Source organism: Vibrio galatheae (genome assembly GCF_000967545.1).
GTDB lineage: Bacteria > Pseudomonadota > Gammaproteobacteria > Enterobacterales > Vibrionaceae > Vibrio > Vibrio galatheae.
In genome coordinates this window covers 178,933-205,021 of sequence record NZ_JXXV01000028.1, presented here as the reverse complement: position 1 = coordinate 205,021, position 26,089 = coordinate 178,933, and the positions used below count along the sequence as shown (strand labels likewise).

21 protein-coding genes are annotated in these 26,089 nt (G+C 45.2%); 8 read left to right on the top strand and 13 right to left on the bottom strand.

Going from position 1 to position 26,089, the window contains the following annotated elements:
- Nucleotide 1: 1 nt before the first annotated feature.
- Both TW81_RS16415 and TW81_RS16410 read right to left on the bottom strand, forming a co-directional pair.
- Nucleotides 2-1,420 (bottom strand): SLC13 family permease, encoded by a 1,419-nt coding sequence (locus TW81_RS16415; RefSeq protein WP_045956815.1) that lies wholly within the window; start codon nt 1,418-1,420, stop codon nt 2-4.
- A 291-nt stretch (nt 1,421-1,711) separates the two neighbouring features.
- Nucleotides 1,712-2,449: an SDR family oxidoreductase gene (locus TW81_RS16410; RefSeq protein WP_045956814.1), complete on the bottom strand. Its 738-nt coding sequence runs from the start codon at nt 2,447-2,449 to the stop codon at nt 1,712-1,714.
- A 94-nt stretch (nt 2,450-2,543) separates the two neighbouring features.
- Here TW81_RS16410 and TW81_RS16405 point away from each other — a divergent pair, with 94 nt between their 5' ends.
- Together TW81_RS16405 and TW81_RS16400 are read left to right on the top strand one after the other, a co-directional pair.
- The gene (locus tag TW81_RS16405; protein WP_045956813.1) at nt 2,544-3,446 is read left to right on the top strand and encodes a LysR family transcriptional regulator; all 903 of its coding nucleotides are present in this window, start codon (nt 2,544-2,546) and stop codon (nt 3,444-3,446) included.
- Between the two features lie 278 nt (nt 3,447-3,724).
- Nucleotides 3,725-6,163 carry a patatin-like phospholipase family protein gene (locus TW81_RS16400; RefSeq protein ID WP_045956812.1) on the top strand — a complete coding sequence of 813 codons (2,439 nt, stop codon included), beginning with the start codon at nt 3,725-3,727 and terminating at the stop codon, nt 6,161-6,163.
- A 411-nt stretch (nt 6,164-6,574) separates the two neighbouring features.
- Here TW81_RS16400 and TW81_RS16395 read toward each other — a convergent pair whose 3' ends face one another.
- The 6 genes from TW81_RS16395 to TW81_RS16370 are packed head-to-tail and all read right to left on the bottom strand — an operon-like array spanning nt 6,575 to nt 12,172.
- Nucleotides 6,575-7,198, bottom strand: a complete 624-nt coding sequence (locus TW81_RS16395) for a bifunctional 4-hydroxy-2-oxoglutarate aldolase/2-dehydro-3-deoxy-phosphogluconate aldolase (protein ID WP_045956811.1) — start codon at nt 7,196-7,198, stop codon at nt 6,575-6,577.
- Between the two features lie 9 nt (nt 7,199-7,207).
- The gene (locus TW81_RS16390) at nt 7,208-8,164 is read right to left on the bottom strand and encodes a sugar kinase (protein WP_045956810.1); all 957 of its coding nucleotides are present in this window, start codon (nt 8,162-8,164) and stop codon (nt 7,208-7,210) included.
- A 28-nt stretch (nt 8,165-8,192) separates the two neighbouring features.
- Complete coding sequence (locus TW81_RS16385; protein WP_045956809.1) at nt 8,193-9,500, bottom strand: TRAP transporter large permease; 1,308 nt, start codon at nt 9,498-9,500, stop codon at nt 8,193-8,195.
- Nucleotides 9,500-9,997 carry a TRAP transporter small permease gene (locus TW81_RS16380; RefSeq protein ID WP_045956808.1) on the bottom strand — a complete coding sequence of 166 codons (498 nt, stop codon included), beginning with the start codon at nt 9,995-9,997 and terminating at the stop codon, nt 9,500-9,502. Before TW81_RS16380 ends, TW81_RS16385 begins: the two co-directional genes overlap by 1 nt.
- A gap of 58 nt (nt 9,998-10,055) precedes the next feature.
- Nucleotides 10,056-11,024, bottom strand: a complete 969-nt coding sequence (locus TW81_RS16375; protein WP_052706231.1) for a TRAP transporter substrate-binding protein — start codon at nt 11,022-11,024, stop codon at nt 10,056-10,058.
- A gap of 38 nt (nt 11,025-11,062) precedes the next feature.
- Entirely contained in the window at nt 11,063-12,172 is a 1,110-nt protein-coding gene (locus TW81_RS16370) for a hypothetical protein (protein ID WP_045956807.1), read from the bottom strand.
- A gap of 337 nt (nt 12,173-12,509) precedes the next feature.
- Here TW81_RS16370 and TW81_RS16365 point away from each other — a divergent pair, with 337 nt between their 5' ends.
- Nucleotides 12,510-14,309 carry a glycoside hydrolase family 2 protein gene (locus TW81_RS16365; RefSeq protein ID WP_045956806.1) on the top strand — a complete coding sequence of 600 codons (1,800 nt, stop codon included), beginning with the start codon at nt 12,510-12,512 and terminating at the stop codon, nt 14,307-14,309.
- 5 nt (nt 14,310-14,314) lie between these two features.
- Here TW81_RS16365 and TW81_RS16360 read toward each other — a convergent pair whose 3' ends face one another.
- Nucleotides 14,315-15,898: a hypothetical protein gene (locus TW81_RS16360; RefSeq protein ID WP_156980984.1), complete on the bottom strand. Its 1,584-nt coding sequence runs from the start codon at nt 15,896-15,898 to the stop codon at nt 14,315-14,317.
- A 176-nt stretch (nt 15,899-16,074) separates the two neighbouring features.
- Between TW81_RS16360 and uxaC the strand changes: the two genes are divergently transcribed.
- From uxaC to TW81_RS16335, 5 genes are all read left to right on the top strand, one after another.
- A complete protein-coding gene (uxaC, locus tag TW81_RS16355; protein WP_045956804.1) occupies nt 16,075-17,493 on the top strand; it encodes a glucuronate isomerase in 1,419 nt (472 codons plus the stop codon).
- Nucleotides 17,494-17,506: 13 nt separating this feature from the next.
- Nucleotides 17,507-18,946 carry a tagaturonate reductase gene (locus tag TW81_RS16350; protein ID WP_045956803.1) on the top strand — a complete coding sequence of 480 codons (1,440 nt, stop codon included), beginning with the start codon at nt 17,507-17,509 and terminating at the stop codon, nt 18,944-18,946.
- Nucleotides 18,943-20,436 (top strand): UxaA family hydrolase, encoded by a 1,494-nt coding sequence (locus TW81_RS16345; RefSeq protein WP_045956802.1) that lies wholly within the window; start codon nt 18,943-18,945, stop codon nt 20,434-20,436. The genes TW81_RS16350 and TW81_RS16345 overlap by 4 nt, the downstream gene beginning before the upstream one ends.
- Nucleotides 20,437-20,591: 155 nt before the next feature.
- Nucleotides 20,592-22,214, top strand: coding sequence for a dihydroxyacetone kinase subunit DhaK (locus TW81_RS16340; protein WP_045956801.1), 1,623 nt, complete (start codon nt 20,592-20,594; stop codon nt 22,212-22,214).
- Nucleotides 22,215-22,284: 70 nt separating this feature from the next.
- Entirely contained in the window at nt 22,285-23,367 is a 1,083-nt protein-coding gene (locus tag TW81_RS16335; protein ID WP_045956800.1) for a glycerol dehydrogenase, read from the top strand.
- A gap of 253 nt (nt 23,368-23,620) precedes the next feature.
- Here the strand turns inward: TW81_RS16335 and ureG are convergent, their stop codons facing one another.
- From ureG to ureE, 4 genes are read right to left on the bottom strand one after another with little or no spacing between them, the layout of a single operon-like run.
- A complete protein-coding gene (gene ureG, locus TW81_RS16330) occupies nt 23,621-24,244 on the bottom strand; it encodes an urease accessory protein UreG (protein ID WP_045956799.1) in 624 nt (207 codons plus the stop codon).
- 42 nt (nt 24,245-24,286) lie between these two features.
- On the bottom strand, nt 24,287-24,976 hold the full coding sequence (locus TW81_RS16325; protein ID WP_045956798.1) for an urease accessory protein UreF: 690 nt from the start codon (nt 24,974-24,976) through the stop codon (nt 24,287-24,289).
- 9 nt (nt 24,977-24,985) lie between these two features.
- The gene (locus TW81_RS16320) at nt 24,986-25,552 is read right to left on the bottom strand and encodes a HupE/UreJ family protein (protein ID WP_045956797.1); all 567 of its coding nucleotides are present in this window, start codon (nt 25,550-25,552) and stop codon (nt 24,986-24,988) included.
- 52 nt (nt 25,553-25,604) lie between these two features.
- On the bottom strand, nt 25,605-26,057 hold the full coding sequence (gene ureE, locus TW81_RS16315; protein ID WP_045956796.1) for an urease accessory protein UreE: 453 nt from the start codon (nt 26,055-26,057) through the stop codon (nt 25,605-25,607).
- Nucleotides 26,058-26,089: the final 32 nt, after the last annotated feature.

Genomic DNA, 26,089 nt, shown 5'->3' with positions numbered 1-26,089 from the left:
CCTAACCAATGTGTCCAACTGTGTGGAGCGCCCACACCATAACAAAGCTTAGTAGTACGCCACTCACACCCAGCACCACACCAACGCGTGCCATTTGACTGCTTTGGACGTTGCCCGTCGCATGGGCCAGAGCATTTGGTGGTGTACTGATTGGTAGCGACATACCCAGCGAAGCAGCAAAGGTGACCACGAGAATCAGTGTTACTTCACCACCCAACGGAGTCAATGAGGCCATCGAGCTGCCTAACGCCGCCATAATAGGCATCAACAAGTTGGCTGTCGCGGTATGAGACATAAAGTTCGCCATCAACAAACACAGCAGTGCAGCCCCAGCTAAAACCACATAAGGTGAGAATTGATCAAACGGAATACTGTCTACCATCAGTTTCGCCAAGCCGGTTTTATCCAGTGCTAAGCCTAACGCAATACCACCGGAGACCAACCAAAGCACATCCCATGAGATCTTCTTCAAATCTTCTTTATTAACAATGCCAGTCAGTGAAAACACCGCAACTGGGATCAAAGCAACTGTATAAGAGTTCATGCCGTGCGCCGAGCCCATCAACCACAATAAAATGGTACCGGCAAAGGTGACATAGACGATCATCGCTTTGGGCGTTTTTAAAAATTTACTCTTGATGTTGAGGTCAATGGTGGTTTGTTCTGCTTGGTACATAAAACCAATCAGAAACCAAGCCAGCGCCATCATGACAATCACAAAAGGCACACCGAACGCCATCCATTCGCCGAAGGTAATTAAGTTATCACCAACTAAGTATTTAAGTGCAATGGCATTGGGTGGCGTACCAATTGGCGTGCCGATACCACCTATGTTTGCCGCAACTGGAATACATAAAGCAAACGCGATGCGACCAGGATCTTTGGGGCCAAATACCGCAATCACAGGGGTGAGAATGGATAACATCATCGCCGTGGTCGCCGTGTTGGACATAAACATCGAGAATGTCGCGGTGATCAGCATTAAGCCCAACATCACGTATTTTGGATTTTGACCAAACGGTTTAAGCAGCACCCGAGCTAAGTTGACGTCTAAACGATATTTGGTCGCCGCCATGGCTAAGAAAAAGCCACCCAAGAACAACATAATGATCGGGCTGGCAAACGTTGCCATGATGTCGTTGTATTTCAGCAATTCACCAAATTGCGGCTGGCCTTCATCAAGCCGAAAGAAAATGATGCTTTTGTTGGAGACCAGTAGCAGCTCAAGCACAATGATCACCACCGAGGTGGCATAAATCGGAATCGGTTCAAATACCCAACAGAGCGCGGCGAGCAAGAAAATCGCTATCACTCGTTGCTGAATAATGGTCATCCCTTCAAATGGAAACGCTGATAGTGGCATCAGCAAAACAAGCAAAGGAATCAACGTAGGAATGATGTATTTGAGATAAGGGCGCATAGGACTAACTCTCTTCCTGAGTTGGTTTGACGTGAGATCATCGGCGGAGAAATTATGCGCGCGTTTTGCAAGAAAAGTTCTGGGGTCAGATCAATGAACCCGTATTCATCGTCCATGAGATGCATGATATGTGTTCAAGCTCACTAATTGGCTAAGCAGTATTTCTACACAACACAATGAGTTAACGTAGCGCCTCGCATTTCTAGTTGTGGCTCTCTTACCCGTTAGCAGCCCTATGTTTTGTAAATTATACCAATCTGAGTAAGTATTCGTGATGTTCCAACTGCCGCGTCACACCTTGATACTTTGTTGCTTGTTATACAGGACTGGCATTTCATTTTTCCATGTGATCCAAGCGTAAGGTGAAGAAATCAATTCGACCATAAAATTGGCAACATTGATGCGGCTGCTTTTCATTGACGCAAATAGCGGGTCACAAATCGGCGATGGATGAACAGAAAACTCACTTTTCATTGATTGGTCAACTAAGCTATCGGGTCTGACTGCGGCCCACTCTAAATAAGTTGAAGAGTCAGACACACTGTATTGCAGATATCGAGCTGCCTCTTCATTGTCAACATGTGGAGGTAAAGTTGTTCTGATTAGCTGAATGACCATGTTATGAATCCACGAAACTGACTCCCCCCTCAGTAGGTTTTGATAGCCAGACGTACTCATCAAAACAAATTTTATCGGCTGCAATGGTTTTAGCCTGACAATAGCTTGGCATACACGCTTTGTGGTGTCTGTCACCAGTTTTCTCGGCTGACCGTAAATACCCTTGAGCGTCAAATTATGTCCAAGACAGCAAATAACCGCTTCGCAATCTTTAATATGGGCAATGAGCTGTTCCTCCGGCAAATCAACAATGTCCGCAACAACGATTTCTACCTGCTTGCTGGCAATCAGGTCAGTGTCTACTCTATCTAATGATCGCACAATCACCTTTACGCAGTTCCCCCGCGATATCAGCTCTCTGGCTACAAGTCGCCCTGTTGCCCCCGTCGCTCCCAATACTAGAACGGTCATAAAATTACCTTAATAAAACAATTGTGCTGACACTATATCTATACATATAGTTAATGATAATTGCTTAGAAACGCATAGAGATATACAGATTCGTATGAACTGGAAATCAATTTCTTTTGACTGGAATCGAACAAGAGCCTTTTTAGCAACAGCAGAACTAGGAAGCTTGTCTGCGGCCGCCAAATCTTTGCGTCTTACACAACCGACGCTAAGTCGTCAGGTGTCTGCCCTAGAAGATGAGCTTGGTGTTGCTCTTTTTGAGCGTTCCGCGCATAAACTACAACTCACGCCCAGTGGTATCGAGTTACTTAACATCGCGCGCGAAATGGGAGATGTCGCCCACAAGTTTTCGATGGCTGCCAATGGTCAATCACAAGATCTGGAAGGTGTTGTCGTCATTTCGGCTTGTCAGCTTGATGCCGTGTATAGATTGCCACCGATTCTTAGCAAGCTAAGACATGAAGAGCCAAGTATATCCATTGAGTTGGTGGTCACAAACGACGTTAGTGATTTAAAACGCAGAGATGCCGATATTGCTATTCGCAGTTTTCAACCTACCCAGCCAAGTCTTATTGCAAAGAAGCTAGGTGATGAGCAGGTGTATTTATATGGAACTAGAGAGTACCTGCAACCCTTCTTAGATTTAGGAGCCATTGAGGGTTTCCAAGATGTACAAATTATCGGCTTTGGCAACAACAGCCAAATCATCGAGCAATTTGCCAAGCATGGTTGGCAGCTAACTGAAGATAATTTTAAGCTTTCTACTGAATTTCAACCTGCCCAATTGGAGTTATGCAAACAGCATTTAGGCTTGATGTATTTACCAGAAGACATAGCGAATAAAGAACCACAACTTGTGCGAGTGCCCAACGAATTTTTTCCGGTGATGCAGATTCCACTATGGCTGGTATGTCATGAGGAACTTAGAACGAACTTACGGGTTCGCCGGGTGTTTGACCTATTGGCCGCAGAGTTGGCAGTACTGGGTGATCCCTGACTATTTCAATTCAATAGTTAGAGAATTACTGAAAAATGAAGACCGTCAATGTCCCTTGATAATTATCATTACGACGAAGTCGCTTGGTGATCACAGGTTACAGTCGTCACTTTCTCACTCGAAAGTGCCCCAAACTTTGTTAGGCGAAAAAATTAAATAGTCAGGTGATTAAATTTCTAAGCGAACTCATACTATGCAACAGATCACATCAAACAAATACTCAACGCTTACACTTCTAGACATGCTAACTAAATCTTAACAGTCTTTAGGAGTTTAATATGACTCAATTGAAACTTGGATTTGCGATGGGAGGAGGCGTCTCTTTAGGTTCTTTTTCTGGGGCAGCACTTACAGAGTCGATTAAGCTGGCCATTATGTATGGCGTGGATGAAAGCGGGCAGTACTACGAAGACATTAACATTGATGTATTTTCGGGGGCTAGTGCCGGAGCACTGAGCCTTGGGTTAATGCTACGAGCATTGGCTATGCCAAGTCAGGACACGCAAAAGAGGCTTAAGGCTGAAGAAAAGTTAACTGATCAGTTTAAAGACACCCCACGAGAAGTTAGCGACTTAGAACCGAGAATGAAAGAAAAGTTAGTTGATGCTCAGCTTGCTCAAGATATGCTTGAAGAAGTTTGGGTCAATGGTATTAATGTCAATAGGTTACTTGCTAAAGAGAGTACAGATAAAATCCCAACCCTTTCTCAGCAAGGTGGGATCTTTAATAGAAGTGCGGTACTGAAAATCGCTCAAGAGTATATTTTACAAGATAGCGATGACTTTTCTGTCGCGGACATCAAGCAAGATGGCTTATTAAGTGAACGAGTCTTGTATGCGTGTACTATCGCTAACCTAGCCCCAATAAAATATGATGCAACAAGTGCTTTTTCACACAACCACGTTGATACAACACCTTTAAATGATGCGCTAACATCGCATCGCCACAAAGAAGTTCGAGTGTTTGATATTAACTTGCAAGAAATCGCAATAGAAAGTTGTGACCATAACGATCAACACCCTTCGCACTGGATGCGCTTCCATACTGGAGGAAAAGTGGAGGGCGTTTGTTTCGACTTTTTATCTAAACAAGACTGGAAGCACATCGTTGGTACTGCCATAGCGAGTGGCTCTTTCCCTGTTGCTTTTGAACCACTTCCTTTGCTTCGCTATAAATGGGAGTATCCACACAAAAACCAGTGGCCATTTGAGGAAAATAAGCACACCTATCTCTATTCGGATGGAGGTGTTTTCAATAATGAGCCAGTAGCTGAAGCGTTTAAACTAGCATCACATATTGATGCGTTAGATGAGAGGACGAATTACAACCGTAAGATCATTTTTGTCGACCCTAATGTCTCAAAATGGCCAACTTACATGCTCAATGGGTTACAAGAATACTCCGACCAAAGCGCATACAACTTGATGGGCTTTAGCTTTAAACTTATTGATGGCATCGATTTACTCAAAACCACTAGCCTCGACAAAATTCTTGGTTTTGGTATGTCACAAGTAGGTATGGTGTCTGCTCAGGCCGAAGCTAAAGAGATTCATGCTACGGTGCAAACGGGCCACAACTTAGATCATCGCAATGCTCTGCGCGAACAGTTAGTGAGTCTTATTACTCCAAGCAATAGTGCATTTATCAGCTTGAAAGCACACGTTGCAAGCGCATTGGAAGCCAATCATAATCAAGAAATTCCTACTTTGCCGTGTCAGCTTGAAGATGAACTCAAACGTCTTGTGCGGGAAGAGCCAGACAAGCTTTCGGCCATTCATGGACTAGAGGGTGTCATCTCAAGTGCCAACAGTCTGGAAGAGCTAGAAACTGAAGAGCAACGTATCGATGCGCTAAGGGCACTCTTGTATAGCTATATTGATATCATTGCACGCTTACAATCAAAAACACGTAATAGTCGCTTAATCGCAATAGCGCCATATAAAATGCTGGATAGTAATGGTAGTAAGCTAGGAAAAATAGAACTTCCTGGTAGTCCCTTATTTGCATTCGCAGGGTTTACTTCTCCTATTCCTAGTCACTTTGAAGTAGGGGTTGCGAAGCATTGTAGTTTTAATTTTATGCGCCAGGCAGGGCTAATTAGTCCCACTATTAGCAACCCAAATGTGTTGAAGGATTCGTTAGATCATACTGAAAAAGAGACTTATGAAAAACACTTCACCAGGGCAATGGAAAAGCTATCGAAGCGGCTAGATGAGATGATAGATAAATCAAACCTACTCAACTTAGGTATCTTTAATGGTGCTGTTTTATGGCCTATATCGAATATGGTTAAAAGTATGATCAAAGAGAAGCCGTTATTTCCACCTTCAAAGCTTAACTTTGAATTCAGAATTCCAGTGGGAGACGATGATTTTGAATTGGACGCATCTGGCAGCTGGAGCGACAGAGAGCCAGTTAGAATCGATGGCAAATTATACTTGGTCTTTACAGCAAATTGGATAGTAAATGACCATGCTTGGGAAAGTGATTTTTTAGACGGCAACACATTAATCATTTATCGAGAACGTTTCTTCAATAAAGCGTGGGATAAAAAGCATGCTGAGGTTGAAATGCCAACAGAGTTACTAATCAAACGTGCACAGTTATGTAGCTATCCAGTATTTTATAGTACCCCAACGATAAATAAAGGAACGTCGAACCCTATTCTATCGTGGAATTTAAGGGATGAGGTAAAGCCGATACACAAACTTTTTTAATAAATAGTGAGTTCAGTTCACCAGCCCTCTAGTGAACGTTAGGTGCCATAAGACCCAGTTAGTTTTAACTGGGTCTTATCAACAGATGGAGTGGTTTAATGGTAATAGCCAACGTAAGCGCAAGTAGGGTCAAGTATTGCTTTTTGCTTATTTTTCGTGTGGTCTAGCTTTTTAGCTAGGCCATTTTTATATCTGGGTGCGTTTAATCGGTTTATGCACCACGACGGTTTAGAAAGTTCGATATAGGTTCTGAATGTTACTGGCATTCAAGCGATACGCTTAAGTTACAGCCCATTTGGTCATTCAGCATGTAATACCAGAACTAATTTATGATTTTCTAAATTAGAAAAGCTCCTGAAACGCTTTTGTCCAGAGGTGAGCGACAAACACACCTCTAGTTTCTGATCAAATTTAGCCCACCAATTCACTAGCTTCTTTCGCTAGTCGACCTATTTCTCGCCAGTTTTTCTCTTGGATCAATTTGCTATCAACCATCCAAGTACCACCACATGCTACGACACGAGGGATTGATAAGTAGTCACGGATGTTAGTAGCGTTAATACCACCTGTTGGCATCAGTTCGATATCCGTGTATGGCGCTAGTAGTGATTTTACCATTGTGATACCACCAGAAGCTTCAGCTGGAAAGAACTTAAGTGTGGTCAACCCCAGTTCTAATGCAGCTTCAACAGCTGAAGGATTGTTAACTCCAGGTACAATTTCGATACCTATTTCTTGACAGGCGATAACAGTATTTGGGTTTAGACCAGGTGACACGACAAACGTCGCACCGGCATTTTTTGCAGCTAGTGCTTGTTCACGGTTGATAATTGTACCTGCGCCAATCAGCATATCTGGCTGAGATTCACGTAGTAGGCGGATAGCTTCTTCTGCCGCTTGAGTTCGAAATGTAATCTCTGCTGCAGGCAAGCCATTCTCTGCTAGCGCCTTGCCCAATGGAATAATATCTTCTGCTGTATCAATAGCGATGACAGGAATTACTTTAATCTCTTTGAGTTGTTGGCTAGTTGTCATTTGCTCTCCTTAAACCCCGACAAGATTGTCAAAGGTTTTAACTACTGGGTTGGTAAATTGCTTTGGAATGATGGCACCTTTGTGCTGAATTACGCATCCAGCCAAAAGGTGACCTTGAGTGATAGAGTCAATGATAGACTTGCCTGTCAGGTGGCCTGAAAGGAATCCCGCATTAAAAGAATCACCGGCCGATGTAGTATCGACTACGTTTTCAACGGGGATAGTCGGTACCGTTGTCGATACATCATCTAGTTCTAAATTCTGGTATTGCGCGCCTTTGCTTCCTTGTTTTAGAACAACTTGTTTCACGCCAAATTCAGATAAACGTTGGATCGTTTCCTCGTCGCATTTGTTGCCCCATAACTCCGATTCGTCTTCATCAGTCACTAAAGCAATATCAGTAATAGCATAGATGCGTTGGTAGCAATCTTCTGCCTGTTGCCGAGTTTCCCAAAGTGCAGGTCTATAGTTACTGTCGAATGCGATTTTTACCCCCTGACGGTGCAGTTTATCTAATAGCGCAAGTAGTTTATCGCGATCCTCTGGCGTTAATATCGCCAGTGAAATTCCGCTAATATAGACCATCTCCATATTTTTCAACTCGGCTACTATAGAGTCGAACGCAGGGTGAGAGAGCATGTGCTTGGCAGCAGACTGGTTACGCCAGTACATAAAACTGCGCTCGCCATCTTCATCTAGCTGAATTAGGTACAGGCCAGGTTTGCGCTGCTCATCAAGCAGCACAAACTCAGTGTTGATGCCTTCTTCTTGCCAACGAGCAATAATGCCCAGACTTAACGCATCTTTTCCCATCGCAGTCACATAAAAAACTTCAATATCTGAGCTGGCACGCGACAGATATACGGCGGTGTTCAGCGTATCACCACCAAAACTTTGTTGAGTAGCACCAAACAACTCGCCACTCACTTCAATCATACATTCGCCAATAATTGCTATTTTTGTCATGGTTATATCCTATAGCTAACGAATTTACTTATTGAACCAAGCCGAATAACCGTGGAACAGTAAGTGTAATTTCTGGAACGAAGGTGATCAGTGCCAACGAAAGTATCAACATGCCAATCATAGGTAAGATTGGTTTGATGATATTTTGGAATGGGATATCTGCAATCGAACAAGACACGAACAATAAGGTTCCAACGGGTGGTGTAATCAGTCCAATACTCAAGTTAAATACCATCATGATACCGACATGGACAGGATCGATACCAAGCATATTGAACACAGGCATTAATATTGGTGTAAAGATGATTACTGCAGGTGTGAGGTCTAAGAACGTACCAATAATTAGAAGCATCACATTAATCAAAATTAATAAAACAATTTTGTTATCTGAAATTGATAAAATAAAGTCACTGATCATACTTGGAATTGATGCAAAACTCAGAGCCCACCCCATGATACCCGAGGCAGCGACAAGAAATACGCAGATCGAGGTCGGTATTATCGCATCAATGAAAATGGCGGGTAGATCTTTTACGCTTAATTCTCGATATATTAGAGATAACAAGAATGAAAATAGAACGGCCATCCCCGCAGCTTCTGTCGCCGTAAATAGACCACCAACGATACCGCCTATGATGGCAATAATCAGAAGAAGTGGCGGTGTTGCTTCCCAAAATGCCATCAGGATACGTTTGGTTGCAGGCAGTTTTTGAGTTGGGTACTTATGCTTAATGGTGAAATAAAGAGCCGGGATCATAACCGACATACACCATAGTATGCCTGGTAAATAACCTGCAACAAACAGAGCAGCAATTGATGTTCCGCCCGAATAAAGAGAGAAAAGAATCAAACTTGCCGACGGTGGAATCACCAATCCAGATGGTGCTGAGGCAGCGTTAACAGCGGCCATAAAGTTGGTATGGTAGCCTTCTTTTTTGGCATGAGGGTTAATTGTCCCACCAACCGCCATGGCTGCGGCAGAAGCGATGCCAGCAAGTGCACCGAACAAAGTATTCGCGATGATGTTGGCATGCGCCAAGGCTCCAGGAAGTGGCGCAGCGATAACTTTGGTTAGGTTAATAAGGCGCAATGCGATAGAGCCACGGTTCATGATACCGCCAGCAATGACAAACAGCGGAATGGCAAGGAAGGTAAAACCGTCAACACCAGTAGCTAATCCTTGAGCTGCAGCATTTAACGCGAGTTCCCAATCGGCAAAAGAAACCATAGCAAATACCGACGCGAGACCGATGCCGAATGCCACCGGAAAGCCCAAGAAAAGCATGATGAAAAAGCTACCGAACAAGACAACAGCAGATAAAACAGCAGGATCCATTAGATAGCCTCCTTGTGTAACTCACGAATAGATTGAATATTCTGAGCGATAAAATAGATAGCGAAACCAATCAATAAGAACCCCGCAATAGGGACTGCAGAGTACACATACCCCATATTGATTTTTAGGACAGGGGATACTTGGCCAAAATCAAAGTTGTTCATAGTCATTTTATAGCCGCCAACTAATCCGATTAAACCAAAACCTATGACCAACACATGATGGAAAATTTCAAGCAGGTAGCCTTTAGCTGTTCCCGCCAAGCGCTCAGGAAGAATGGTGACGGCAAGATGCTTTTTCTTGCTGTAAACAAACGCGCCGCCTAACATAGCTACCCATATCATTGAAAAACGAGCAATTTCATCTGGCCATGTGGCGGGATTAGTGAGTACATAGCGACCGATAACCTGCCAGATTACCGAAGCCGAGAGCAACATGAGTAATCCACATAGTAGATACCCTAGAAATTGCTCAGTGATTGAAAATAGACGGTGCATACAAGACCTTTGAAAGAAGAGGCAGGCCGCTAAAAAACGCGGCCTGCTTTGACATCATTTACGACTCTGTTGACTGGATGCGGTCAGCCAGTTTTTTTAGTTCAGGTTGCTGAGTATATTTGTTTATATACGGTTGAGCTTTCTCACGGAAGTCTTTCATTTCTGGTTCAGTTATCGTCACACCCATCTCTTGCATTTCAACTATTGCGTCGTTCTGCAATGTGAGGAAGAGGCCCATTTGATACTCTGCAGCTTCGGTTGCTGCTTGTTTAAACTCGGCCTTTTCTTGATCGTTCAAGCCTTCCCATACGTGCTTACCAATTACGATCATGCCAGGATATAGAACATGCTGGCTGTTAGAGAAGTACTTAGCAACGTCGCCGTGGCGAGCTAGGGTTAGAGCAGAAGGTCCTCCTTCCGCGCCATCCACAACACCTTGTTGTAGAGCTGTGTACACTTCAGACCAAGAAATTGGCGTTGGCGTTGCCCCCATAGTTTGTGCAACTTCAATTGCATCTGAAGAGTTCATTACACGAATTTTTTGACCGGAAAGATCGTCTGGTGAGGTAACAGGCTGCTTAACCGTGTAGTAGCTGCGTGGTTCATCATATAAGAACGTCATGCCGATAAGATTGCGACCTTCCGCACGCATCAGTAGTTCTTCACCAATCTCACCCTGCAGAGTCGCTTTAAAGTGCTCAGGACCGTTGAACATATAAGGCATTGTAAGTACGGAGTACTCAGGCGCGTATGTCGTCATTAGCGTCGTGGCCGTCTTGGATATATCTAGCATGCGCATTTGCAGTTGCTCTAGCATACGACGCTCATCACCAAGCTGACCATTAGGGTAGGCTTTAACCTTATACTTGCCGTCAGTATACTTTTCTACAAGTTCACCAAACTTTATCATCGCCAGGCCCGTTGGGTGGTCATCTTGGTGGTTGTATCCCATTCGGAGTGTTTTCGCAGAGACACCTGTGGCAGTGATAGCTAGCGCAAGAGTACAGAGAGTAAGAGTCTTTTTCATTATAATGTCCTTATTTATGTTTCTAATGTTGTAGGGGGCTATTTCATTGATTTGAAGTAGCCAATACCAATGGTTTTGCGAAATTGCCAAGTTTGCCATTGTGGCCAAAGCGTTTCCGCAATCATGGCGATGGTTATCCAACGGAACCACGTTGCAAACGTATTGCTGTGACCTTGTGGTTCTTTGTAGCCTTGAGTCCAGCCATCAAACCCTCGTTCACCCAGCAAGGTATCTGGGAATCCACCATCTTCATTTTGGAAATCAAGCAGTTTGACGAGAAGTTCACGAAGCCAATGTTCAACTTCATCACGACGTTCAGGGTGGCGTTGTACGCCGTGAGCCAAGATATCAACGATATCGACATCAATGCACCCACTGCGAACTGCAATGGGTTGCTCTAAGCAGCGTGAGATCGATTGGTTAAAGTGAGGAATATGCGCATCAAGATCATAGAAAATATGCAGGTTATGGGTAGCGCCGCATAAGGCAAACAGAAGCGATTCTTGACTAAATTGCTGCCCTGGCCCCCAGAAACCAGAGTAAGGCTCAGATTGACGATCGTGCCACTCTATGATGTCTTTCAAGCGATCTTTCGCTGGACCTTCGGGGTTGCGAGCCATTTCGACCAGTAGGAAAGAGCCCATGTTGACAATATTGTTCCCTTCTAGCCACGGGTCACGCATGTCACGTTGTCCTAGCCACGCCCACATGTTCTGCTCGTCTAAGAAAGGAGTCAAAAATGGCATACGGAATTCATCTAAGTGGCCTAAAGCCTCCAGTGCTCCCATAGAATAGTTGGTTGCATGAAATTGCATGTATTGCTGGGTGTCTGCAAGCTGTTCACGCTTGTGGCAGTCATCCCACTTCATACCAGGAAGAGTGAAAAAGCCAGTGTCGTGTTGGCAGCTCATTATCCAATCTGCCACATGACTAGGGTTTTCTATTGGGTCATTGAGGAGCGTTCGGGCCATGACCGAATCATAGGTTCCAGAGAGAAGCATTTCGGGCCACCTTTCAGTGTCGTGTAGAGAACTTACACGTGAAACACCGGTTGGTGCATCGACTGCTTGCATGCTTCTAAGCCAAGTAATCGACTTTTCACGTGCAGACAAAATTCTATCTTTCAGTAGTTGATCCGTAAAACTCATCGGAATTTCTCTTTTAGTTGTTTCGCTGATAAAAAACTTATCAAAGCTCTTTTCTTCTCCCCACCTGCCTCGGAAAAGAGTGTGATTTGAAATAGCGAATACCAAATTATCCGTGATTCTCGTCACAACACAAAAAGTGTAATGTGATTAAGATCTCGTAAGTTCCAATCATAAAGTGACACACATCACGGATTATAGCGGCATAATCACCAGAGTTGTCACAAAAGGGTCAATTGTGCACGCTAAAAATGCACTGTTTTTCCTCTTCCTCTGTCACCCGTCTTCAACTACGGATAATTTAATTAGCAAATTGACTCCTCCTTTTGATGGAAAACGTATGCTTGAGAAATCCGATATCGCGGAAAATGCCGTAGAGTGTCTGCATAATGAACAATATGACGCCCCATATAACCTTCAGAACTTGAATCATGAAGGAATGGTTTTCATGGGCGGAAGAAAAACCGAAAGCCTTGCTGGTAAATGGCGTTTCACTCTTGATTTACACGACACTGGATTACGTCAGAAATGGTTCCAAATCGAACCTTTTGATCATGAAACATGTACCAACCCGTACGATTATGACCCTCATACAGGGGAAGAGGTAACCGTTCCATCTTGCTGGCAGATGGAGCGCGAAAAGTGGTTTTACTTCGAGGGAAGCGCTTGGTATACCCGTGAGTTAGACTATCAAGACGTGTCGAGCGATGAAAATGTATTCTTACGTATTGGCGCAGCGAACTACGACTGTAAGATTTTTCTTAACTATCAATTTGTTGGCAACCATTACGGTGGTTCAACTCCATTTTTCGCCGATTTTACTGGCAAGCTGAACACGGGCAAAAACGTCATCATGATTTGTGTGAATAATGCTCGTGATAAAGAGCGCATTCCAATGCGTAATAACGATTGGTTTAACTATGGCGGTATTCACCGTGAAATCGAACTGGTCCGTACCCCTAAAGATTACATCAAAGATCTATTTATTTATCTTGAGCCAAATGGTCGTTTCGACACCATTCACGCAGAGCTTGAAGTTATCGGTGATGTAGCCGAAGTGAACCTCGAAATTGCTGAGTTGGGCATCAATCAATCGTTACCTGTTGCTGGTGGTAAAGCGTCAGTCGATATCAATGTATCTCCAGAACTATGGTCGCCAGAAAACCCTAAGTTATACGATGTTCGCGCATCGCTAGCTGCGGGAGATATTGTGACCGATCGTGTTGGATTTAGAGAAGTGCGCGTTGATGGCACGACCATCTTACTCAACGGGAAATCAGTTTATCTAAGAGGCATTAATTGCCATGAAGATGACGAAAAACTGGGCCGTATAACCAATGAATATGATATCCGTCGACGCTTCGAGCACGCTAAGGAACTGAACTGTAACTACATGCGTCTAGCTCATTATCCGCATCATGAACTGGCAGCACAAATCGCCGATGAAGTTGGCATTATGCTTTGGGAAGAGATACCAGTGTACTGGTCAATCGCTTTCCATAGTGAACAAACTCGTCGAGATGGTAAAAACCAAATGCTTGAGTTAATCAAGCGTGGGCGTAACCGAGCATCGACGATCATTTGGTCGGTAGGTAACGAGAACGCAGATACAGACGAACGTTTGCACTTTATGACCGATCTGGTTGAAGCAACACGTAACACTGACCCTACGCGTCTAGTGAGTGCCGCTTGTTTAGTCAATCACGCCAAAATGAAGATTGAAGATCGCCTCGCTGATCATCTCGATATCATTGGACTCAACGAATACTACGGTTGGTATGAAGAAGATTTCAATGACCTACTGGTATTGGGCGAAAACTCAGCGCCAACTAAGCCTGTCGTAATTAGCGAAACGGGTGCAGAGGGTATGCTTGGAAGTAATGCACCTAAAACAGGCGCATTTAGTGAAGAGTACATGGCTAATGTATACCGCCAACAAACTGAGTTCCTACCTAATCTGGATTACATCAAAGGTTTTACCCCTTGGATTCTTTATGACTTCCGTGCGGAACGTCGTCAAAACCCTTATCAGCATGGTTACAACTGCAAAGGGCTAATCGGCTCTGACAAACAAACTCGTAAAAAGGCATTTTACGTGCTGCGGGATTTCTATGCCAAGTTATCCCAGCAAGAGTCGTAATTAAATCAGTCGAGACGAGCAAGGTCCTCAGCAAGGCTTTTTAGTCGCTGAGGGTCAAACAACAGGTTTGTGTAGTGTGGATGTATATGACGCCCCTCATCAAGCCAGTTGTCGAGTTCTATAGCCAGCTCTCGCATATTAGCGACTTCTTGGTTCAATAGACGAAATGCAATGGGATGCTGGTGGTAACGCTGAATGAAGTAGCGAGCTGCCACGCCTATGCATACACGGGTAAACATGTTGGTGTACCAAGGTACTCGCTCATAAACCCTTAAAACCAGTGCTTTAAATTGCTCTGGCATTGCTATGTTGTTGCAAGCTTCGTGAGCTTGATTGCGCACCTGCTGAGCAAGAAACTTAGCACGCTCTTTTTCCAATTTAATGAGGTGTAGTTCTTCAAGTGCGGTTTCTGGATCGTCAGAGCTGAATAAGCTTTGCCCAATATAACGTGGATCCATATTGAACTGCTCAGAGAACAATAGTTGCAGAGCTTGCTCATAAGACTCTGGTATTTGGCTATGCGTTTGCAAAAGGTGGCCCAACATATAAGGCGTTTTTCTAATCCACTCAAAGGATTGGCTAAATAGTTGGTGCAGTTTATTGGCTTCTTCATCGGTCACTTTTCGCTGAAGAATGTCATGGAGCCAAGAGCGAAAGGCATCTTTTTCGTTTAGCTCAAGCTCATAGCTATTCATGGCGAGGCCTTGCAAATTAACGCTGTTGATAGAGTTTACTAGGGAACTGTTAGATACCCATTCCCAGCTAAGTTTACAGCTAATGGCTTCTAACTCGTCGCCACAAACCGAGTGGGCCCAACTCAATCGGCCCTGAATTTCCTCTAGGAGGTAACAAGGCAATAAGGTCCAACCGAACTCGACACCCCACATGTCATATTCGATCCATTTGGTTCGACCTGGCAGTTCGGCAATGGCGGGGTTATTGGGTAAGCCCGGTCGGTAACCGGAATGTGTCGCTTTCAATGAAACGCGAACATCGCTAGGCATGTGGCTGATGGCATTATTGAAATGCCATCGCTGCCATTTGCTGTCGATATAGTCGCGGACAACAAGGCGTTTTGCGTGGGCACGAGTGAGTCGACTAAAAATGCCGAGCAAAGATTCAGGACTGATTCGATCGACTTCAGGCGCTGACAGGTTGACGATAATACCGCGAATATCGGCTAGCTCTGAGAACAACTCGTTAAGTGAGTCGGAAAGGAATTTATGCCAAAACAACTCATCGGCATCAAGAGAATCGATGAGTGGGTACTCTGGATATTTTTGTAACAGCAAACCATCGGTGGGATTTGCAGAACCTTGCAACCACACACCGATATTGTGCTGCTTACAGTATCGAATCACGCGTTTGAGAAAAAGCAGTGAGTCTATTCGGCCCCGTTCGAGGTTATCGCGCTCAAAGCGGCAATACCGAGATGGGTGAGCCAACAGTGACCAAAGGTTTTCCTGATGAAAGATAAGGCCATTGAAATGCTGGCGCTGCATCAAACTGACGATTTCCTCAATGTGCGGCCATTGCCACATCATTGGAGAGTTCAGTTCTAAAAGCCGGAGCGGAATTCTTGTACGCATTGAGATCTCAAACGGTCAACTAACAAACGGGCTCTAAAGGTAGTCAAGCCTGCAGTAGCACACAATTTTGAATTTGTCATTTTGTGCTAACGGTCATGATTAGCAACTGCGAGCAACGAAACTGTCCACTGTGCTAAATCCACAATGCGACATTTAATAACAAACTAGGTGAGATCATGTCACAATTTATGAATGAGGACTTTCTGTTAAATACAGAACTAGCAAAAGAGCTATACCACAATGTAGCTGCACATCAGCCGATTATTGATTATCACTGTCATTTGCCACCTCAGCAGATCGCCGAAAACGTGAACTTTGCTAATTTAACGGACATTTGGTTGCGTGGTGATCATTATAAATGGCGCGCAATGCGAACTAATGGCGTTGATGAGCGTTTCTGTACTGGTGATGCTAGCGATTACGACAAGTTTATCGAGTGGGCCAATACTGTTCCTCAAACCATTGGTAACCCTCTTTTTCACTGGACTCACTTAGAATTACGTCGACCATTTGGCATCTCAGGCACTGTACTTAATAGTGACTCTGCCGATCGAATCTGGCACCAATGCAACGAGATGTTAGCAACACCAGAGTTTTCATCACAAAGCATCATGAACAAGATGAATGTGAAAATGGTCGGTACTACAGACGATCCCATTGATGATCTTAGCGCTCACAAAGCTATTGCGGAAAATGAAGGTTTTGATGTTCAAGTCCGACCGAGTTGGCGACCTGACAAAGCATTCAACGTTCATGCTGCTGATTATGTTGACTACATCACTAAGCTGGGTGAACTAACCAACCGCAACATTTCAAAATTCCATCAGCTTTGTGAATCGCTATGTGAGCGTTTGGACCATTTTGAAGCGCATGGCTGCAATATATCAGACCATGCATTGGATACGGTGACTTATGAAGAGGCGACTGAGTCACAGCTAGATTCTATTCTTGCAAGGCGTCTCGAAGGCCAAACACTTAACGACACTGAAGCGGCTCAGCTAAAAACGGCTGTTCTGATTTACTTAGGCAAAGAGTACGCACGTCGAGGCTGGGTTCAGCAGTACCACATCGGTGCTTTGAGAAATAACAATGAACGAATGCTTCAGTTGCTGGGGCCAGATACTGGATTTGATTCGATCAACGATGGCTTAGTTGCAGCGCCTTTGTCAAAACTACTCAATGCGCTAGACCGTGAGGATGCTCTGCCAAAAACGATCCTTTATTGCTTAAACCCGCGTGACAATGAAGTGCTGGCGACTATGTGTGGCAACTTCCAAGGTGGGGGAATTGCAGGGAAGATTCAGTTTGGTTCTGGTTGGTGGTTCAACGATCAGAAAGATGGGATGTTGCGCCAGATGGAGCAGTTATCTCAACTGGGTTTGCTAAGCCGTTTCGTGGGTATGCTGACTGACAGTCGAAGTTTCCTCTCTTACACAAGGCATGAGTATTTCCGTCGTTTACTTTGTCGACTGATTGGGCAATGGGTCGCAGATGGTGAAGCGCCGATGGACTTACCGCTACTGAGCAAAATGGTGGAAGATATCTGCTTCACCAATGCCAACCAGTATTTCAACCTCAACATTAATAACCAATAGGAGTGAATGCACCATGCTTAATCGTGAACACTATCCCGCTTATCCAACCAAAGTGATGCAGTTCGGTGAAGGTAACTTTATGCGTGCGTTCGTTGACTGGCAGCTTGATTTGCTCAATGAGCAAACCAAGCTTAATGCTGGCGTCGCTGTTATCCGCCCTATAGATAGCCAGTTCCCTCCATTGTTGAATGAACAAGACGGGTTATACACCTCTGTGATTCGAGGCATTAATGAGCAGGGAGAACCTGTAGAAGAAATGCGTGTTGTACGTTCGATAAACGAAGAAATCGCCATTTATCAAGACTTCGAACGCTACATGACTTTGGCTGAAAACGATGAACTTGAGTTTATCTTCTCTAATACGACCGAAGCGGGGATAAGTTTTAACGCAGATGACAAACTCACTGACGCGCCAGCAAGTAGCTTCCCAGCAAAATTAACGCAGTGGCTTTACAAGCGTTACCAGCACTTTTCTGGCTCGCAAGATAAAGGCTTGTTTATCATTCCGTGCGAACTGATTGACTACAACGGTAAAAAACTAAAACAGTATGTTTTGGACTACGCCAAGCTATGGAATCTGGAAAGTGCTTTCGTCGCATGGGTCAACGAAGCGAACACTTTCTGTTCTACCTTGGTTGATCGAATCGTTACCGGACATCCACGAGATGAGCACGCTGATCTACAAGATCGCGTCGGCTATCAAGATCAGTTTATGGTGACGGCAGAGTACTTCTATCTGTTTGTGATTCAAGGGCCGAAAGCGCTAGCAGAGGCGTTAAAACTTGATGAATGCGATCTCAATATCAAGATCGTCGACGACATAAAGCCATACAAAGAGCGAAAAGTGGCAATTCTAAATGGAGCCCATACTGCAATGGTTCCGGTTGCCTATCTCGCGGGCATTGATACGGTGGGTGAAGCAATGGCAGATGACGAACTGCGTCAGTTTGTTGATGTGCTGCTATCGGATGAAGTTATTCCAGCGTTGGATTTACCGCGTAGCGAGTTGGATAGTTTTGCTGCGAGTGTCATCCAACGTTTTCAAAATCCTTACATTAAACATCAGTTGATGTCGATTTCTCTAAATAGTATGACCAAGTTTAAAACGCGACTATTACCTCAGTTATTGCGTTGCGTTGAACTAAATGGTCAGCCACCGAAACTGATGTCGTTTTCGCTTGCGGCCCAGATTTTGTTTTATCGCGGTAAACGTGGTGAGCAGCAGATTGAATTGGCTGATGATCAAAAGTGGTTGGATGTTTTTGCCGAGCTATGGTTGGCGGTAGAGCAAGGTAATATTTCTTGTCAGCAGTTGGTCAATGCTGTGCTGTCTGATGCTGAGCATTGGGGACAGGATCTAACTCTTACAGCACAATTGGTTGAAACGGTAAGCCAGTACTTAGAAGTCATGCTGCAACAAGGAGTTCGCCAAGCTCTCAAGGAGGTGCTATGAAGCCTTGGATAAGAATTCATGAGCAAGACAACGTTATTATTGCCCTTCAGCCACTTAAACAAGGCGAGTGCGTCTTAATTGATGCAGGGCATGAAGTTACTTTGCTGCAAGATGTTGATAAAGGGCACAAGGTCGCGATTGACAATGTTTCTCAAGGTGAGCACCTAATTAAGTATGGTGAGCCTTTTGGCCATGCCAGCGAAGATATCATCTCTGGGCAATGGGTTCACAGTCATAATGCAAAGACCAACCTAAGTGACAAAAACGATTACATCTATCGACCAGTTGCTGTTGATGATCAACAAAGCGCGAATCAGATACCCGTCAATATCTATAGAAGGCACAACGGTGGTGTAGGGATCCGAAATGAACTTTGGGTCATTCCAACGGTGGGCTGCGTTAATGGCATGGCCCAGCGAATGGTGAACCAGTTTCTAGCTGATTCTGAGACGAGTGATATTGATGGTGTGTACGTATTTCCGCATCAGTTTGGTTGTTCTCAGCTCGGCGATGACCATGAGACGACAAAAAGGCTATTGCAAAGTATGGCACAGCACCCCAATGCGGGTGGCGTACTTATCGTCGGATTAGGATGTGAAAATAATCAAGTAGACCCATTTATGAGTGGTTTGACTGACATTGATCCACAACGAGTGCGCTGTTTAGTCAGCCAAAAAGTTGAAGATGAAGTTGAACATGGCGTCGAACTGCTTACTGAATTACATCAGGTAATGCGCCATGACAAGCGTGAAGCTGGCCACTTATCAGAGCTAAAGCTTGGTTTGGAATGTGGTGGCAGCGATGGTTTGTCAGGTATTACCGCGAATCCTTTGTTAGGCCAGTTGTCAGACTATCTCATCGCTCAAGGGGGGACAACGGTATTAACCGAAGTGCCTGAGATGTTTGGTGCTGAAACTCTCTTAATGAATCGTGCGAGCAATGAATCGGTCTTTAATCAAATCGTTGAGATGGTGAATGGCTTCAAGGATTACTACTTGCAACATGATTTACCTGTCTATGAGAACCCATCTCCAGGAAATAAAGCCGGTGGAATTACTACCTTGGAAGATAAATCTTTGGGCTGTACTCAGAAAGCGGGCCGAAGCGCTGTTGTTGACGTTGTGGGCTATACACAGAGATTGAAAACACCTGGTCTGAACTTGCTTAATGCGCCAGGAAACGATGCGATAGCGACTAGTGCGCTTGCTGCATCGGGTTGTCAAATGGTTCTGTTTACCACAGGTCGAGGCACTCCATATGGGGGTTTTGTTCCAACGCTAAAACTATCGACAAATACAGAGCTCGCTATTCGAAAACCGCATTGGATCGATTTTGACGCGGGAAGACTCGTATCTAGCGATGTATCGATGCCTGAGTTACTCGACGATTTGATTACAACACTTGTCGCAGTTGTGAATGGCGAACCCGCAAAAAATGAGCACAACCAGATAAGAGAGCTCGCTATCTGGAAAAACGGTGTGACTCTATAACTAAAGAATTGAGTGCTTGCCAGTCAGCCAATGATGCGACAAGCAGACGTTGAATTAATTTGACGGTATTCACTTTTATCCCAAGAACCAGCCGCAACTGATGAGCCAGCCTCATTAGTTGTGAGCATTTAAATATAAAAAATCAGGAATATAGAATGTCTGATCTCATCCTAAATACCAAAGAGTCGTTTGTGATGGACTCTATCAAAGGTACGCTCTACACCAATACTCGTGAAAATCTCACGTTTCTCGATTTCGACAACGACATAAAAGTCGTCGCTCGCAATGATTGGAACAAAGATAAAGTCGCGTTGATTTGCGGCGGAGGTTCTGGTCATGAGCCCGCGCATGCTGGCTTTGTTGGCAAAGGCATGTTGACAGCTGCTGTGTGTGGTGACTTGTTTGCTGCCCCAAGTGTAGACGCGGTACTGAACGCCATTCTCCATGTTACCGGAGAGGCTGGGTGCCTAGTGATTATTAAAAACTACACAGGCGATCGTCTGAACTTTGGTTTGGCGGTTGAAAAAGCCAAAGAGCTGGGTCGCAATGTAGACCTGATTGTTGTCGGTGACGACATCTCAATCCCGGGTAACCCGCAACCGCGTGGTATCGCTGGGACGCTGTTCGTGCAAAAAGTAGCGGGTTACGTAGCAGAAAATGGCGGCTCACTAGCTGACGTCAAGCAAGCGGCGATCGATGCACATGAAAAAACGGCATCGATCGGTGTGGCGTTAACCAGTTGCTCACTGCCAGGGGAAAGTAATGACCGCATTGCACAAGGCAAAGCAGAGCTGGGTCTTGGTATTCATGGTGAAGCGGGTATTAAAACCATTGACCTACCGAATGCAAAGCAGCTGGTCGCGACCATGGTGAGTAAGCTAGTAGAAGCTAAACCGACGGCAGAGAATGCAATTCTGCTTAATAATCTTGGTGGCTTATCTCCGATTGAAATGAATATCATCGCCAAAGAAGTGATGGAGTCAGATCTAGGTCAGCAAGCTAAATTCATCGTGAGTGGATCACTGATGACTGCGATTGATATGAAAGGCTTCTCTATTTCTACTATCCAACTTACCGACCATATCGCTGCAGCGCTAACCGCAGATGTGGAAACCGCCGCATGGCCGGGTATGGTAACTCGCCGTCAAGTGCCGGTCACTCCATGTGAGAATCAGATTAGTAAAAAGGCGTTTACGCCTTCTCATGATGAAGAAGCTGCATTAGTCCTTACTAAAGTCTGTCAGTCGATCATCGATATCCAAGGAGAACTGAACCACCTAGATTCAATTGTCGGTGATGGCGATACCGGCTCGACCTTTGCCGCTGGTGCACGCAAAGTCCTCTCTCAACTAGAAGCGAATCAATTGCCACTACAAAATAAAGCTCAACTTCTGACCACGATAGCGGATTGCCTAACATCCGTGATGGGAGGCTCTTCCGGTGTGTTGCTTTCTATCTTGTTTACTGCTGCAGGTCGAGAATTCGAACTTAATGGTTCACTACCAAAAGCTCTGCAAGCGGGTTTGGGCCAGATGATGGCTTACGGTGGCGCTAAACCGGGTGATCGCACCATGATAGACGCTTTACACCCCGCATTAGAAGCTTGGGTGGAAAATGGCTTCTCTGCTGCCATTGATGCTGCAAAGCAAGGGGCAGAGTCGACCACAGCGATGACCAATGCCAAGGCGGGTCGTTCTTCTTACCTCAACAGTGACAGTCTATCAGGAACCAAAGATCCTGGTGCCTTCGCGGTCGAAACCGTTTTCAACCAGTTTTAACGCTTTAGAGGATCGCCACGTCTGACGATCCCACCAATTATGTCAAATAGATTCTAAAAAGGAGTCCGTCATGGACAACATTATTATTTCTCCAAGTAAATACATCCAAGGCGAAGGTTCACTGGATAATATCGGTAAGTACGTCTCAGTCTTTGGTAAAAAGCCATTGGCGATTGCCGATGACTTTGTTATGGGTTTAGTTCGTGATCGCACAGAAACGAGCATTGTCGGCGAAGGACTAGAAGTGAACTTCAATACGTTTGCCGGTGAATGTTCACGTGTCGAAATTGAGCGTTTAATTACGGTAAGCGCAGAGCAAGGCAACGATGTGATCATCGGTGTTGGCGGTGGTAAAACGTTGGATACAGCAAAAGCGGTTGCCTACTACTCAAAAGTACCCGTCGTGATTGTGCCGACCATTGCTTCTACAGATGCGCCGACATCAGCACTGGCGGTTATCTACACACCGGAAGGGGAGTTCAGTGAGTATCTCTTGTTCCCATCAAACCCGAATATGGTGATTATGGATACGGGCATTATCGCGGCGGCACCGGTACGTACCTTAGTCGCGGGAATGGGTGATGCGCTGTCAACGTATTTTGAAGCGCGCGCTAATGGCCTTTCAGGCAAAGCAACCATGGCTGGTGGTGCGCCAACACGCTCCGCTCAGGCATTGGCGAAACTGTGTTACGAGACATTAATTGCCGATGGTGTGAAAGCGAAAGCGGCAGTAGAGAATGGCGTTTCAACCAAAGCAGTCGAGAACATTATTGAAGCGAACACGTACTTGTCAGGAATTGGCTTTGAAAGCTCAGGTCTTGCGGCTGCTCACGCAATTCATAACGGCCTAACTAAACTGGAAGAGTGTCACCACTTGTTGCATGGTGAGAAAGTAGCATTTGGTACTCTCACTCAATTGGTGTTAGAAAATGCCCCTCAAGCAGAAATTGAACAGGTATTGAACTTCTGCCGTTCTGTAGGTTTACCAACTAACTTACATCAAATGGGGGTCAAAGAGCTTAACAATGAAAAGTTGATGGAAGTGGCACAAGCGTCATGTGCCGAAGGGGAAACAATTCACAACATGCCTTTCCCTATCACAGCGAAAGCGGTTTATGCTGCAATCCTGACTGCGCACAAAATAGGCATATAACTGATGCACTAAGCCCATTAGTCTTACTTTGAAGGGTAAGACTATCTATATTCAGAGCTGGGAATAAAGGTTACTATCAGCTAAGCAATCACAGACCGACTTTGCGATAATTCGGTATCCACAGACCATTCAGTTATGTTCTGAGCCTTTAATTCTAAACACTCGATTAAGCACCAGCTATCAATCAGTTGACTTTCACAAATATCGCGACAAAAAAGCACCGAATCCGGTGCTTTTGTCATTCAGGTCAAAGCTAGGCTTTCATCTTCAACATGCCTTGGGTGACGATAAAGTCGATAATCGTATCAAGCCCCTTGCCTTCTTTTAAATTGGTAAACACAAACGGTTTGGTTGGTCTCATGCGTTGAGTATCTTGCTCCATCACTTCTAACGATGCGCCCACATACGGGGCTAAATCGATCTTATTGATGATCAACAGATCAGATCGGGTAATACCTGGACCGCCTTTGCGTGGTATTTTTTCCCCTTCAGCCACATCAATCACATAGATAGTTAGGTCGGCTAATTCGGGGCTGAACGTAGCGCTGAGGTTATCACCGCCGCTTTCAACGAACACCACGTCCAAGTTTTTATGCCTTTTTGCCAGCTCTTCGACCGCCGCTAAGTTCATTGATGCATCTTCTCGGATCGCGGTATGCGGGCAACCACCGGTTTCAACACCTATGATACGGTCCGGCGCAAGTGCTTCGGCGCGAGTCAGGATTTTGGCATCTTCTTGGGTATAAATATCGTTGGTGACTACTGCAATATTGAGCTTGTCGCGAATCGCTTTACATAGCACTTCTAACAGCGCTGTTTTTCCAGAACCCACCGGGCCACCAATGCCAATACGTAAAGGCTGCTTGTAACTTTCCATCATTCTATCCTTGTCATTTTTTGTTGGCTTTGTTGCGTTTATTTATGAACGAAACAGCCGTGTGTATTGCGTCTCATGCAAGCTGCTGGCGATGGAAATCGACGGCGTAAAACTGCCAATCATCCAATCTTCAATCGTACTTGCTCTAACTAGCGCTGCTGGGAATAACTCGCTTAACTGAATTAGCGCGCGCTGGCCATCGGTTTGACCTAACGGCACCAACTTAACGCCCGCCATAATCAGGTTCTCTGCCCAGCTCCATAAATAGCCTTGCTTAAGCCGTTCAATATCAATCCCCCAATGCTTGGCGGCAACGCACAACCCGAGCAGTTGGTTGGGCTGTACGTCTGTCCAATCAAAGCAGTCGTGGTTAATCTCAAGCTGTTTAAGCAAGGTGTATAACGCTTGACCGCGTTGTTTCTCTTCCGCTCGTAGTTCTTTGGTCTCGCGACTGCTGTACAAGAGTTCACTTAGTGCTTTGAGCTGCGCTGTATCTTCGAGCTGCAATGCTTGGTCATAACGCTCAAGAATAGGCAGCTCTAATGTCGCGACACTGTTCATCAGCGCATTTTCCAACCACTCTTGCATTGAGACTCGATTGGTTACCCACTCGGCTTCAACCGCCCACTCTAAGCCTTGCGAGTAAGTAAATCCGCCAATCGGCAAAGAGGGGCTAATTAATTGAAACAAGCGGTAGAGTGCAAGATCTTGTTGCCTGTTGTGATAAGACATAAGCGCGGCTTACATGATCACTAAAGCACTAACAGATGCAACGCCAACCGATAGCCACGGGCTTGAGAGCGAACGACCAAATTGCAAACCGAGTACCATCAGTGCTGTGGCGCCTAACATCATCCCCGCGGCAAATGCAGAGATCGCACCTTGCGCTTCAACGCCGTGAGCATAGCCGTGGAAGAAGACCAAACCGACGCACAAGGTCAGAGCCAAGCGCAGCATATCTTTTGATGCATGGAATGCCTGCCAAATCGCGCCACTGACAACAAACAGCGAGGAACCAATCGCTAACTCAACACCATTAAAGCCGCCGAACCACTGCCCTGCAGCCAAGCCCACCAGCATGGAAACCAATGCGCTAATCACTAAGCCCGTTTTACGTACTGTGCTGGTTTGCACGCAGGCGACCAAAATGCCAAAGGCGACCAACATGATCAGGTGATCAAATCCGGTCACTGGGTGAGTTAAACCCGCAGAGAATGACGCTGTCTCATGGCCAGTATGCGCCAGAGCAGGAGAAGATAGCAGTGCCAGAGATGATAGCGCAGCCAATGATGTGAAGGTTTTTTTCATGATAACTTCCTTGTTGTTATTTGTATTTTTCAATGTGACTCGATTGTTGAGATTAATGATGGTGATGATGACCACTAGAACGACCGCCATAAGCGCCATTTTCTGGTTCGAACGACGCTTCCTCTGTGGTCACTTTCGCACCCAGCCCTTCGACCATTTCGTCGAGCACATGGTCATGCTGATAGCGCACCCAGCCAAATTCGACTTGCAAAGGTACGTGACGGTTACCAAGGTGGTAGGCAACTCGCGTGAGAAGGTGTAAGTCACTGCAATACACTGTCGAGACTTTTTCAGGCGCGGCTTTGATTTCAACGACGAGACCACACTGGCTTTTGAGCTGTTGACCGCCGCGTAAGATATGCCCGCGTGGTAGAAACAGTCCCGCTTCACGCCCGTCATCAAGCACTACTTTAAGTCGGCTCTTTATTCGGCTATCGATAGGTAAACTTAAAAATGCGTTCGGCTTAATGCAGATCTCAGAGCTGATTTCGGTGAGTTCGATCATGGCAAATCCTTGTCCGTTTTTTATTGTCATAT